Source organism: Streptomyces sp. DSM 42067 (assembly GCF_055792885.1).
The window spans coordinates 2,715,143-2,728,089 of record NZ_CM147706.1 but is presented as its reverse complement, the minus strand read 5'-3'; the positions used below and the strand labels follow the sequence as shown (position 1 = coordinate 2,728,089).

Below are 12,947 nucleotides of genomic sequence, written 5' to 3'. Positions count from 1 at the left end.
GCGCGGCCGCGCTGGAATCGCGAGGTAACGTCGCCGCATGACTCGGAACGTGGTGATCAGCGGTGGCGGTACGGGCATCGGTCTCGCGGCGGCCCTCGCCTTCGCGGGGGACGGGGACCAGGTGCTGCTGCTCGGGCGCCGCGCCGAGGTGCTGGAGAAGGCCGGGGTGCCGGGCGCGCTGACGTATGCCGCGGACCTCTCCGAGGTCGAAGAGGTACGCGGGGTCGCGGAGTTCGTGGCGGCCGAGCTCGGCACCGTGGACGTGCTGATCCACAGCGCGGGCGGCAGCGGCCTGCTCGAGCCGGGGCCCGGGCCCGAGGCCGACGACCCGCTGGCCGCCGTCGCGCACGCCTGGAACGTCGCCTTCCGGCTCAACACGCTCACCGCCGCCCTGCTCACCGAGGCCCTGGGCGACCGGCTGGCCTCACCCGGCGGCCGGGTGTTGTTCCTCAGCTCCATCGCCGCCTACCGCGGCTCTGGCTCCGGCGCCTACGCGGCGTCCAAGGCCGCCCTCCACCCGTACGCTTTCGACCTCGCCCGCAGGCTCGGGCCGCGGGGCATCACGGTCAACGTCGTCGCCCCCGGCTATATCGAGGACACCGACTTCTTCGGGGAGCACATGACCGAGGAGCGGCGGCAGCAGTTGATCGCCGAGACCTCCACGGGGCGGGCCGGGACGCCGGGGGATGTCGCCGCCACGCTTCACTGGCTGGCCTCGCTTTCGGCCAGCCACATCACGGCGCAGGTTGTGCAGGTGAATGGGGGTGCGGAACGGGGGCATTGACGAGCCCACACTGCGACGGGCACTTACCCCCGCCCCTTCCTCGGCGCCACCCCATCCGTGGACAGAGACCCTGGCGTACGGACCTGGTGTGGGATCGTCGGTGGTAGCGAAGCCTGGGCGGTGGTGATTCGCGGTAGTGCGTACGGGTGTTCCTCCGTCAGCCACTGGATCAGGCGCTCGCGCACGGTGACCCGTACCGTCCAGATGTCGTCCGGGTCCTTGGCCGTGACCAGAGCCCGTACCTCCATGGTGGTGGGCGTGGTGTCCGTCACGTCCAGGCCCCAGGCACGGCCGTCCCACGCGGGGCAGTCGCGCACGATGTCCGCGAGCTTCTTGCGCATCTCGGGCACCGGAGCACGGTGGTCGAGGTGGAAGAAGACCGTGCCGGTCATCTGGGCGCCGCCGCGCGACCAGTTCTCGAACGGCTTGCTGGTGAAGTACGACACCGGCATCGTGATCCGCCGCTCGTCCCAGGTCCTCACGGTCAGGAACGTCAGCGTGATCTCGTCGACCGTGCCCCACTCGCCGTCCACGACGACCGTGTCGCCGAGCCGCACCATGTCGCCGAACGCGATCTGCAGCCCCGCGAAGAGATTGCCCAGCGTCGACTGCGCGGCGATACCGGCGACGATGCCGAGGATGCCCGCCGAGGCGAGCAGCGAGGCACCCGCCGTCCGCATCGCCGGGAACGTCAGCAACATCGAGGCCGCCGCCACCACACCGACGATGGCGGAGACCACCCTCTGGATGAGCGTCACCTGCGTACGCACCCTGCGGACCCGCGCGGGGTCCCGGCGCGCCGCGGCGTAACGGGCGTACGAGGACTCGACCACCGCCGCCGCGATTCGGATCACCAGCCAGGCGGTGGAGCCGATGAGCACCAGGGTCAGAACACGGCCGATCGCCGCCGCGTGGTTCTCGGCGACCCTCGCCTGCGCGTACGACCCCCGCAACAGCGCCGTACAGAGCACGACCTGCAACGGAAGGCGGCAGCGGCGCAGCAGTCCCCACAGCGGTGTCTCGCTGTGCCGCGCGTCGGCCCGGCGCAACAGCCGGTCCACCGCCCAGCCGACGAGCAGCGTGAGTACAACCGAGCCACCGACGACGATCAGCGGACGCAGTACGTTCTCCATGCCTACGACCGTAACCAGTCCTGGCGACCCTGAACATGCCGCCCTGGCTGGCACCATGGGCCCCATGAACATCATGCTGTTTCACTCGGCGTACGGGCTCCGGCCCGCGGTGCGCGCGGCCGCGGACCGGCTGCGCGAGGCCGGGCACGAGGTGTGGACGCCCGATCTCTTCGAGGGCCGCGTGTTCGACACCGTCGAGGAGGGCAGGGACTTCAAGGACGAGATCGGCAAGGACGAGCTGCTCAAGCGCGCCGTGCTGGCCGCCGCGCCCTACTCGGAGCGGGGCCTGGTGTACGCGGGCTTCTCGCTCGGCGCCGCGCTCGCCCAGACGCTGGCGCTCGGCGACGAGAAGGCGCGCGGGCTGCTGCTTCTGCACGGCACGTCCGACATCGCCGAGAACGCGTCCGTGGACGAACTTCCCGTCCAGCTGCATGTCGCCGAGCCCGACCCTCCCCCACGGCCTTAAGGGCGTGGGAGGTGCCCCCAGAGCCCGACGACTGGCTGAGCGCCTGGTATCTGCAGATGCGCAAGGCCGGCGCGGACGTCGAGATCTACCGGTACGCCGGGGCCGGGCACATCTACACCGACCCCGGCCTGCCGGATTACGACGCGGAGGCCGCGGAGGCGACGTGGCGGACGGCGCTGGGGTTCCTGGACAGCTTGTAGCCAACCCCGGTCATACGGGGTTCGGCGCCGCCCGCCTCTGCGTCACGTGTGCGTCAGCCCGCCGCGCGGTACGCCGCCCAGCTGTCCTGCATCCGCTGCACCTGGCCCGCGGTGAACTGGTACATGCAGGCGTCGTACGTGTAGTCCATGAAGTTGTGGATCGGGTCGACGCCCGTCTGCTTGGTGCAGGTGTCGCGTCCGGTCGGGCACTGGAACGCCGGGCTCGCCTCGGCGGGGGTGTCCGACACGTAGTCGCCCTTGCCGTTACAGCCGCCCTGGAAGGTGTGGTAGAGCCCCAGCCAGTGGCCGACCTCGTGGGTGGCGGTGTCGCCCTCGTCGTAGTTGGTGGCCGAGCCGCCGGGCAGTGAGGTGTCGAGGACGACCACGCCGTCGTCCGACGGCTTCGACTTGTACGAGGACGGGAAGGTGGCCCAGCCCAGCAGGTCGTCGCCCAGGTTCGCCGTGTAGAAGTTGAGCGCGTTGGCGCCGCCCTGGTGGAGGGCGGACTTCATCGCCGACTCGGCGGTGGAGCCGGGCGTGATGCCGTTGTACCAGGCGGCGTTGTCGGTGTAGTCGGTGCCGGCCAGCGTGAACTGGAAGCCCGAGTCGGTGTTCCCGGTGCCCTGTCCGCCGAACGCCGAGTTCAGCACGTTCATCTGCTGGCTGATGTCGGTCGCGGTGAGCTTGCCGGTGGTGCCGTCGTGGACGACGTGGAAGTACACCGGGATCGTGGTGACCGCGGCGGCGGAGAGTCCCTTGCCCTCCGTGCGCAGCTTCTCGAGTCTCTGCTTCAGATCCGCGTCCATGGCCTTGGCCTTGGCCTCGCTGATCTCGTTGGGCTCATGGGCGTGCCCGGCTTCCGACGAGTAGGCCTTGCGGGCGGTGGCCTGTGTGTCGTCGGCGCATTCCTCGGCGGCGGTGGGCGCCTTGGCGGCGGCAGCCGTCCCCGTGGCCGTGGAGAGCGGGGCCAGGGCCAGGGTTCCGGCCATGATTGCCGTACCGATGAAGCGCCTGCGCAGACGCGGAGATATGTGGGCAAGAGCGCGCATGGTGACTGACTCCTCGCGGACGCGGGCGAGGAGGTCTTCCTCGCCGTCCGGGGGAGATTACGTGCCCATGCCAGGAACAACAGAGAATCGATCTGGCCCAATCGCTCGGGCCGCCCATCGCACCAACCGGTAGAAATCCCATGGCACATCCCGGAGTTCGAGACGTGCGCGTAACGGCCGGCGCTGCCGGGGCGGGTGGTGTGTCCGCATTCGGAACGCGGCGCGCAGCACCCGCCGTAGCGGTGTGACCTGTCCTTAACAGACGTGACCTTGGCCGGATCTGATCGGCCGGTTCTTCGGCAGAGGGCTTCGGGCGCTGACCCGGGAGACGGGCTCAGCGCACCGGCGCGTAGACCCGCTCGACCTTCTGTGTGCCGCTGAGGGTGCGGTACGAACGCTCCCAGGACGCCGTCGCCCTGGGGTCGGTGCGGTCGGACAGTACGTAGTAGTCCATCTGGGAGCGCTCGGCGGTGACATCGAGGACTCCGTAGCCGTGGGAGTCCATGTCCAGCCACTTCACATGGCGGTTGGCGCCCTTGATCGCGGCCTCCGCGACCAGCGACACCGTGTTCGGGGCGACATGCAGGATGTCGTCGAGGTTGTCCGAGGTCACGGAGGTGACCACGAACTCCGTGGCCGCCGATGCCGAAAGGGGATACGTCGACGCCTTCACCGGCACGTCGTTGGCCCAGGCCATGTGGATGTCGCCGGTCAGGAAGACGGTGTTCGTGATGCCGTGGTCCCGCAGGTGCGCGATGAGCTCCTTGCGGTCGTCCGTGTAGCCGTCCCACTGGTCGACGTTGATGGCCAGGCCCTCCTTGGGCAGGCCGAGCAGCTCCGCGAGCGGGCCGAGCAGATCGGCGGACAGCGACCCGAAGGCGACCGGCGAGATCATCACCGACGTACCGACGAGCTTCCAGGCGGCGTCGGACGCGGCCAGGCCCGACTTCAGCCAGTCGAGCTGGGCGCGGCCCGTGATCGTACGCTCAGGGTCGTCCACGTCGCCGTTGCCGACCGTCGACTGCTGGGAGCGGAACGAGCGCAGGTCCAGCAGATGCAGGTCGGCCAGCTTGCCGAAGCGCAGCCTGCGGTAGACAGTGCCCTCGGTGGAGGGGCGCACCGGCATCCACTCGAAGTACGCCCGCTTGGCGGCGGCCTGCCGCTGCGCCCAGTCGCCCTCGGTGCCCGGCGTGTGGTTCTCGGCACCGCCCGACCAGGCGTCGTTGGCGAACTCGTGGTCGTCCCATATCGCGACGACGGGATGGGCGGCGTGCAGGGCCTGGAGATCCGGGTCCGTCTTGTAGTTGCCGTGCCGGGTGCGGTAGTCGGCGAGCGTGACGATCTCGTGCTGCGGCTCGTGCTTACGGACCCCGTACTGGGCCGCCGGATACTCGCCCGTGCCGTACTCGTAGATGTAGTCGCCGAGATGCAGCACCGCGTCCAGGTCGGTGCGGCCCGCGAGGTGGCGGTACGCGGAGAACCAGCCCGCCTCCCAGTTGGAGCAGGACACGACCCCGAACCGGACGCCGGAGGCGGCGGACTCGTACGCGGGTGTGGTGCGCGTACGGCCCACGGGAGAGACGGCGTTGCCCGCGCGGAAGCGGAAGTAATAGACGCTCGCCGGGCGCAGGCCCCTTACATCGGCCTTGACCGTGTGGTCGGAGCCGGCCTTCGCGGTGGCCGTGCCCCGGCCCACCACCGTGGTGAACCCCTTGTCCTCGGCGATCTCCCAACTCACCTCGGTGTCCGGGCCCTTGCCGGATCCCGGCACGGCCTCCGCGACCGGGGTCACCCGGGTCCACAGCAGGACGCCGTCGGGCAGCGGGTCGCCGGAGGCCACCCCGTGCAGAAAGGCGGGGCCGTCGGCGGCCTCGGCCGTGGTGGCGGCGGCGAGCGGGGCGAGCGCGGCGGTGGCGGCCGCGGCCTTGACGACCGTACGGCGGCGCGGCGCGGCGGAGTTGGGGGAGTTGTGAGAGTGGGGAGAGCTGAGTCGTCTGGTCACGGCCGATCAGATTACTGATCGGTATAAACGAAGAGCGGGCGAACTCGAAAAGTTCGCCCGCCCTTCGGCGGCGCGCCATCTGGTGACGTCCGCGCCGGACTTCGCTGGGCGCGCCCGTACCTCCGGGGCGCCCTCGCCGCTACTGCGTGACGCCCGCCGTCTTCAGCGCGGTCTCCCACTCGGCAACGGTGCTCGGGTTCTCGATCTTCTTGTCGTTGATCTTGATGGTCGGCGTCGATTCGACACCCTCGGCGTTGTCGAAGGACTCGCTCATCTTCACCGCCCAGGCGTCGTAGGTGCCCTTCTCGACGGCGTCCTGGAACTTCTTGTTGTTCTTCAGCGCGTCCACCGTGTTCGCCACCTTGATCAGGTAGCTGTCCTTGGCGAACTCGTCCGTCGACTCCGCGGGGTGGTACTTCGACGAGTACAGCGCGGTCTTGTAGTCGATGAACGCGTCGGTGCTGACGTTCAGCGCGGCGCCGAGCGCGCTCAGCGCGTTCTTCGAGCCCTCGCCGCCGAGATTGCCGTCGAGGAAGGTGCCGAGGGTGAAGGAGAGCTTGTACTCGCCGTCCTCCATGCCCTTGTTGACCGTCTCGCCGACGGTCTGCTCGAAGGAGGCGCAGGCCGGGCAGCGCGGGTCCTCGTAGAGATGGACGGTGTTCTTGGCGGACGACTCGCCTACGACCACGGTGGTGCCGTTCGTGCCCGAGGTGTTGGCCGGGGCGACCACCTTCGCGTCGGCGGCCTTCTCCCAGGTCGAGGGCTCGTTGGCCTGCACGATGGCAAAGCCGACGCCGCCGGCTATCGCGAGCACGCCGACGGCGGAGCAGGCGACGATGATCTGCCGCCTCACCTTCGCCTTCTTGGCCTCCCGCTCGCGCTCGGCACGCAGCCGCTCGCGGGCCGCCGTCTTCGCCGCCTGGCTGTTCCTCTTGCTCATGGTGGTGTTTCTCCGTGTGATGACTGATGGCGTGGCTGCGTACGTCCTGCGTACGCGGGGATTGAGGCGGCTGACCGCTCAGGGGCCGACCGCTCAGGGTCGACCGCTCAGGGGGCCGACCGCGCTGCTCTGACCGCTCTGATCAGGCGAAAGCAGGCGAGCGCGGCGGTCCGCGTCGTCCCACGGAGTGCACCAGCAGGCGCGTGAGCGCGGTGCCCACCCGGTGCGCGGGCCGTGCCCGGCGGTGCCCGGGTGCCGGACGCGACGTCACGGCGGCGACCGCGACCAGCAGCGGCCGGAACGTACACGCCGCCACGGCCCGCAGCAGCTGCGCCAGCGCCCGCTCGCCGCGCCGCAGCCACGCGGCCGCCAGCAGACCGACGCCGACATGGGCGCCGAGCAGCAGCCAGGCGGTGGCCGGGTCGGCGTGTGCCAGCAGCGCAGCGGCCCGGCCGGTGTCCCCGCCCGCCACCTGCGCCAGCGGGGAGCCCACATCGCCGCCGCCGCACAGCACGTCGAGCCCGACCGAGCGCAGCGGTCCGGCGACCGGGCCGCCCGCCCTGCCGTAGCAGACGTGCTGGCCCGCGGTGAACACCGTGTCGGCGGCCAGCTCCAGTGGGATCAGCAGGGCGGCGATCTGCCCGTACCCGCGCTCGCGGCCCGCGAGCGCGTAGGCGACGGCGAACACGACGGCGGCGATGATCGCGACGGTGGCCAGCGGCAGCGGGGTCCGGGACAGCAGGACGTGCGACGCGACGGAGAGCATCACGACGAGTGCCGTGAAGACCGTCGCGCGCACGGTTCTGAGCGCTGTCTCGGATATGCCCACGAGGATCGGTTTCTTTCTGGCCGGGGGTCCGGGGGTTGTCCCCCCGGGAATTGCAGCCGGGCAGGGGGTCCGGGGGTAGCCCCCGGGAAATGCAGTATCGCGGAGGAGTGTGCCATGGGATCTCATAAGGGACCCCTAAAGGATCCCTGTGAGCGTCCCGGCGGCTACAGAGCCGATGCCTAAAGACCCGGAATCCGGCCGTTACGGAAAAGGTCGAGGAAGATCTGGTGGTCGGCACGCGCGCGTGCGCCGTAGCTGTGCGCGAACTCCACGAGCAGCTCGCCGAAGCCGTCCTCGTCGGCCGCGATCGCCGCGTCGATGGCCCGCTCCGTGGAGAAGGGGACCAGGGACTCGCCGGACTGGTCGTCGGCGGCCGAGTGCATCGTGGCGGTGGCGCGGCCCAGGTCGGCGACCACGGCGGCGATCTCCTCCGGGTCGTCGATGTCGGACCAGTCCAGGTCGACGGCGTACGGCGAGACCTCGGCGACCAGCTGGCCGGCACCGTCCAGCTCCGTCCAGCCGAGCCACGGGTCGGCGTGCGCCTGCAGGGCGCGCTGCGAGATCACCGTGCGGTGGCCCTCGTGCTCGAAGTAGTCGCGGATCGCCGGGTCGGTGATGTGCCGGGACACGGCCGGGGTCTGGGCCTGCTTGATGTAGATCACGACGTCGTTCTCAAGGGCGTCGCTGTGGCCCTCGAGGAGGATGTTGTACGACGGCAGGCCGGCCGAGCCGATGCCGATGCCGCGGCGGCCGACGACGTCCTTGACGCGGTAGGAGTCCGGGCGGGCCAGCGAGGTCTCCGGCAGCGTCTCCAGATAGCCGTCGAAGGCGGCCAGCACCTTGTAGCGGGTGGCCGCGTCCAGCTCGATGGAGCCGCCGCCCGGCGCGAAGCGGCGCTCGAAGTCGCGGATCTCCGTCATCGAGTCGAGCAGCCCGAAGCGCGTCAGTGAGCGGGCGTCGCGCAGCGCGTCGAGGAGCGGGCCCTCGGCGGTGTCCAGCGTGAACGGCGGCACCTCGTCGCTCTTGGCGCCGGTCGCCAGGGCGCGGATGCGCTCGCGGTACGACGCCGCGAAGACGCGCACCAGCTCGGTGATCTGCTCGTCGCTCAGCGCCTTCGCGTACCCGATCAGCGCCAGTGAGGCGGCCAGGCGCTTGAGGTCCCACGTGAACGGGCCCACATAGGCCTCGTCGAAGTCGTTGACGTTGAAGATCAGGCGGCCCGTGGAGTCCATGTAGGTGCCGAAGTTCTCCGCGTGCAGGTCGCCGTGGATCCACACGCGCGCGGTGCGGTCGTCCAGGTACGGGCCGCCGTGCTTCTCGGATTCCAGGTCGTGGTAGAAGAGGCACGCCGTGCCCCGGTAGAAGGCGAAGGCGGAGGCCGCCATCTTCCGGAACTTCACGCGGAACGCCGCGGGATCGGCGGCCAGCAGCTCGCCGAAGGCGGTCTCGAAGACGGCAAGGATCTCGTCGCCGCGCTGCTCGGCGCTGGGCTGCGGGACCGACATCGCTGGGTGCCTCCTGGTACGGCTGGTGTGCGTGGTGTCTGGGACGGCGTTCCGTCCACTTCCAACGGACGACAGTACGCGTCAGTGCCCGCCCTGTGGTCACTGCTGCGGTACGCGGGCGTGGCCGGTGTGTGTCCGGCGGTGGTACGCGGCGCGTGCCCGCGAGCGTCCGGCGGTGGTGCGCGCGCGTGCCCTGGCGTGTACCTCGCGCTCGTACGCGGGCGTGCCTGGCGTGTGCCTCGCGGTCGTACGCGCGTGGCCCGACACGTGTCGCGCAGTGGTACGCGCGCGTGCCGCCCGGCGCCGCCGGATCGCGTCGCTCGTGTCCCGGGAGTGCCCTCGTCTGTCGGTGCCCGGGCATAGACTTCGAGGCTGTCCCCGGAACTGTCGTCGATCCTTGCCCTGGAGGCCAGACCGTGTCGAAGCCGCCGTTCACGCACCTGCACGTGCACACCCAGTACTCGCTGCTGGACGGTGCGGCGCGGCTCAAGGACATGTTCAACGCGTGCAACGAGATGGGCATGACGCACATCGCCATGTCCGACCACGGCAACCTCCACGGCGCGTATGACTTCTTCCATTCCGCGAAGAAGGCCGGGGTTGTCCCGATCATCGGGATCGAGGCATATGTCGCCCCAGAGTCCCGGCGTAACAAGCGCAAGATCCAGTGGGGCCAGCCGCACCAGAAGAAGGACGACGTGTCCGGTTCGGGTGGTTACACGCACAAGACGATCTGGGCGGCGAACGCGACCGGTCTGCACAACCTCTTCCGGCTCTCCTCCGACGCGTACAAGGAGGGCTGGCTGCAGAAGTGGCCGCGTATGGACAAGGAGACCATCTCGCAGTGGTCGGAGGGGCTCATCGCGTCCACCGGCTGCCCGTCGGGCGAGCTCCAGACCCGGCTGCGCCTGGGCCAGTTCGACGAGGCCCTGAAGTCGGCCGCCGAGTACCAGGACATCTTCGGCAAGGACCGGTACTTCCTGGAGCTGATGGACCACGGCATCGAGATCGAGCGCCGCGTCCGTGACGGCCTCCTCGAGATCGGCAAGAAGCTCGGCATTCCGCCGCTGGTCACCAACGACTCGCACTACACGCACGCGCACGAGGCGGGCGCGCACGACGCGCTGCTGTGCATCCAGACCGGCAAGAACCTCTCCGACCCGGACCGCTTCAGGTTCGACGGCACGGGCTACTACCTGAAGTCCACCGACGAGATGTACGCCATCGACTCGTCGGACGCCTGGCAGGAGGGCTGCCGCAACACGCTGCTGGTCGCCGAGCAGATCGACACCACCGGGATGTTCGAGAAGCGCGACCTGATGCCCAAGTTCGACATCCCGGAGGGCTACACCGAGGTCACCTGGTTCCAGGAGGAGGTGCGGCGCGGCATGGAGCGCCGCTACCCCGGAGGCATCCCGGAGGACCGCCAGCGCCAGGCGGACTACGAGATGGACGTCATCATCCAGATGGGGTTCCCGGGCTACTTCCTCGTGGTCGCCGACTTCATCATGTGGGCCAAGAACAACGGCATCGCGGTGGGCCCGGGCCGTGGTTCGGCCGCAGGCTCGATCGTCGCGTACGCGATGGGCATCACCGACCTCGACCCGATCCCGCACGGCCTTATCTTCGAGCGGTTCCTCAACCCCGAGCGCGTCTCGATGCCCGATGTCGACATCGACTTCGACGAGCGTCGGCGCGTCGAGGTCATCAGGTATGTGACGGAGAAGTACGGCGCCGACAAGGTCGCCATGATCGGCACGTACGGCACCATCAAGGCCAAGAACGCGATCAAGGACTCCGCGCGCGTCCTCGGCTACCCGTACGCGATGGGCGACCGCCTCACCAAGGCCATGCCCGCCGACGTCCTCGGCAAGGGCATCCCGCTCTCCGGCATCACCGACCCGCAGCACCCGCGGTACAGCGAGGCGGGCGAGATCCGCGGGATGTACGAGAACGAGCCGGACGTGAAGAAGGTGATCGACACCGCCAAGGGCGTCGAGGGCCTGGTCCGGCAGATGGGTGTGCACGCGGCCGGCGTGATCATGTCGAGCGAGACCATTACCGACCATGTCCCGGTGTGGGTGAGGCACACCGACGGCGTGACGATCACGCAGTGGGACTACCCGAGCTGTGAGTCGCTCGGCCTGCTGAAGATGGACTTCCTGGGCCTGCGCAACCTCACGATCATGGACGACGCCGTCAAGATGGTGAAGTCCAACAAGGGTATCGACATCGATCTGCTGAGCCTTCCGCTCGACGATCCGACGACGTTCGACCTGCTCCAGCGCGGTGACACCCTCGGTGTCTTCCAGTTCGACGGCGGCCCGATGCGGTCGCTGCTGCGGCTGATGAAGCCCGACAACTTCGAGGACATCTCCGCCGTCTCGGCCCTGTACCGGCCGGGCCCGATGGGCATGAACTCGCACACCAACTACGCGCTCCGCAAGAACGGCCAGCAGGAGATCACCCCGATCCACAAGGAGCTGGAGGAGCCGCTCCGGGAGGTCCTGGACGTCACCCACGGCCTGATCGTCTATCAGGAGCAGGTGCAGAAGGCCGCCCAGATCGTTGCCGGCTACTCGCTCGGCGAGGCCGACATCCTCCGCCGCGTGATGGGCAAGAAGAAGCCCGAGGAGCTGGAGAAGAACTTCGTCATCTTCCAGGCGGGCGCGCGGAAGAACGGCTACAGCGACGAGGCGATCCAGGCCCTGTGGGACGTGCTGGTCCCCTTCGCCGGATACGCGTTCAACAAGGCGCACTCCGCGGCGTACGGCCTCGTGTCGTACTGGACCGCCTATCTGAAGGCGAACCACCCCGCCGAGTACATGGCGGCGCTGCTCACGTCCGTCAAGGACGACAAGGACAAGTCGGCCGTCTACCTCAACGAGTGCCGCCGCATGGGCATCAGGGTGCTGCCGCCCAATGTGAACGAGTCCGAGCACAACTTCGCCGCGCAGGGCGACGACGTGATCCTCTTCGGCCTGTCCGCGGTGCGCAACGTCGGCACCAACGTGGTCGAGTCGATCATCCGTTGCCGCAAGGCCAAGGGGAAGTACACGTCCTTCCCTGACTACCTCGACAAGGTCGAGGCGGTCGTCTGCAACAAGCGCACCACCGAATCGCTTATCAAGGCGGGCGCGTTCGACACCATGGGGCACACCCGTAAGGGCCTCACCGCGCAGTACGAGCCGATGATCGACAACGTGGTGGCGGTCAAACGCAAGGAGGCCGAGGGGCAGTTCGACCTCTTCGGCGGCATGGACGAGGACACCAGCGAGCCGGGCTTCGGCCTCGACGTCACCTTCTCCGAGGACGAGTGGGACAAGACGTATCTGCTCGCCCAGGAGCGCGAGATGCTCGGTCTGTACGTCTCCGACCACCCGCTTTTCGGCATCGAGCACGTCCTGTCCGACAAGACCGACGCGGCCATCTCCCAGCTCACCGGAGGCGAGCACGCCGACGGCGCCGTGGTCACGATCGGCGGCATCATCTCCGGCCTGCAGCGCAAGATGACCAAGCAGGGCAACGCGTGGGCGATCGCGACCGTGGAGGACCTGGCCGGCTCCATCGAGTGCATGTTCTTCCCTGCCACGTACCAGCTGGTGTCCACCCAACTCGTCGAGGACGCCGTGGTGTTCGTCAAGGGCCGCCTCGACAAGCGTGAGGACGTGCCGCGGCTGGTCGCGATGGAGCTGATGGTCCCGGACCTGTCCAACGCGGGCGCCAACGCCCCGGTGGTCATCACCATTCCGACCACGCGCGTGACCCCGCCGATGGTCAGCCGCCTCGGCGAGATCCTCAGCCACCACAAGGGCAACAGCGAGGTGCGGATCAAGCTCCAGGGCGCCCGCAAGACGACGGTGCTGCGGCTCGACCGGCACCGGGTCCAGCCGGACCCCGCGCTCTTCGGCGACTTGAAGGTGCTGCTCGGCCCGTCCTGCCTGGCGGGCTGAACCGAGGCACGTCGGAACAGGAACAGTTGAGGGGCGCACCCGACATCGGGTGCGCCCCTCCTGGCGTGCCTACGGCCGCGTGAGCC

General features: G+C 69.2%; 8 protein-coding genes and 1 pseudogene. 3 read left to right on the top strand and 6 right to left on the bottom strand.

Translation table 11 applies throughout. From position 1 onward, the window contains the following. The first annotated feature begins 37 nt into the window (after positions 1-37). A complete protein-coding gene (locus tag ACSMXV_RS12765) occupies positions 38-784 on the top strand; it encodes an SDR family NAD(P)-dependent oxidoreductase (RefSeq protein WP_473177752.1) in 747 nt (248 codons plus the stop codon). A gap of 23 nt (positions 785-807) precedes the next feature. On the opposite strand, the gene ACSMXV_RS12760 is transcribed toward ACSMXV_RS12765, so the two are convergent. Next, the gene (locus tag ACSMXV_RS12760) at positions 808-1,917 is read right to left on the bottom strand and encodes a mechanosensitive ion channel family protein (RefSeq protein WP_473177751.1); all 1,110 of its coding nucleotides are present in this window, start codon (positions 1,915-1,917) and stop codon (positions 808-810) included. A gap of 64 nt (positions 1,918-1,981) precedes the next feature. On the opposite strand from ACSMXV_RS12760, the pseudogene ACSMXV_RS12755 reads away from it, so the two are divergent. After that, positions 1,982-2,583, top strand: a pseudogene (locus tag ACSMXV_RS12755) (dienelactone hydrolase family protein). Positions 2,584-2,636: 53 nt separating this feature from the next. On the opposite strand, the gene ACSMXV_RS12750 reads toward ACSMXV_RS12755, so the two are convergent. From ACSMXV_RS12750 to ACSMXV_RS12730, 5 genes are all read right to left on the bottom strand, one after another. Beyond that, positions 2,637-3,632, bottom strand: a complete 996-nt coding sequence (locus ACSMXV_RS12750; protein ID WP_473177750.1) for a zinc metalloprotease — start codon at positions 3,630-3,632, stop codon at positions 2,637-2,639. A 334-nt stretch (positions 3,633-3,966) separates the two neighbouring features. Next, the gene (locus tag ACSMXV_RS12745; RefSeq protein ID WP_473177749.1) at positions 3,967-5,634 is read right to left on the bottom strand and encodes an alkaline phosphatase D family protein; all 1,668 of its coding nucleotides are present in this window, start codon (positions 5,632-5,634) and stop codon (positions 3,967-3,969) included. A gap of 139 nt (positions 5,635-5,773) precedes the next feature. Further along, positions 5,774-6,574, bottom strand: coding sequence for a DsbA family protein (locus tag ACSMXV_RS12740; protein ID WP_473177748.1), 801 nt, complete (start codon positions 6,572-6,574; stop codon positions 5,774-5,776). A 142-nt stretch (positions 6,575-6,716) separates the two neighbouring features. Further along, positions 6,717-7,403 (bottom strand): hypothetical protein, encoded by a 687-nt coding sequence (locus ACSMXV_RS12735; protein ID WP_473177747.1) that lies wholly within the window; start codon positions 7,401-7,403, stop codon positions 6,717-6,719. Between the two features lie 179 nt (positions 7,404-7,582). Next, positions 7,583-8,908: a DUF2252 domain-containing protein gene (locus tag ACSMXV_RS12730; RefSeq protein ID WP_473177746.1), complete on the bottom strand. Its 1,326-nt coding sequence runs from the start codon at positions 8,906-8,908 to the stop codon at positions 7,583-7,585. Between the two features lie 416 nt (positions 8,909-9,324). Between ACSMXV_RS12730 and dnaE the strand changes: the two genes are divergently transcribed. Continuing rightward, the gene (dnaE, locus tag ACSMXV_RS12725) at positions 9,325-12,861 is read left to right on the top strand and encodes a DNA polymerase III subunit alpha (protein ID WP_473177745.1); all 3,537 of its coding nucleotides are present in this window, start codon (positions 9,325-9,327) and stop codon (positions 12,859-12,861) included. The last annotated feature ends 86 nt before the right edge of the window (positions 12,862-12,947 follow it).

Bases quoted from the DNA above. Each gene is read 5' to 3' on its own strand.
- ACSMXV_RS12765 (WP_473177752.1), top strand. From the start codon at position 38: ATGACTCGGAACGTGGTGATCAGCGGTGGCGGTACGGGCATCGGTCTC.
- ACSMXV_RS12760 (WP_473177751.1), bottom strand. From the start codon at position 1,917: ATGGAGAACGTACTGCGTCCGCTGATCGTCGTCGGTGGCTCGGTTGTA.
- ACSMXV_RS12750 (WP_473177750.1), bottom strand. From the start codon at position 3,632: ATGCGCGCTCTTGCCCACATATCTCCGCGTCTGCGCAGGCGCTTCATC.
- ACSMXV_RS12740 (WP_473177748.1), bottom strand. From the start codon at position 6,574: ATGAGCAAGAGGAACAGCCAGGCGGCGAAGACGGCGGCCCGCGAGCGG.
- ACSMXV_RS12730 (WP_473177746.1), bottom strand. From the start codon at position 8,908: ATGTCGGTCCCGCAGCCCAGCGCCGAGCAGCGCGGCGACGAGATCCTT.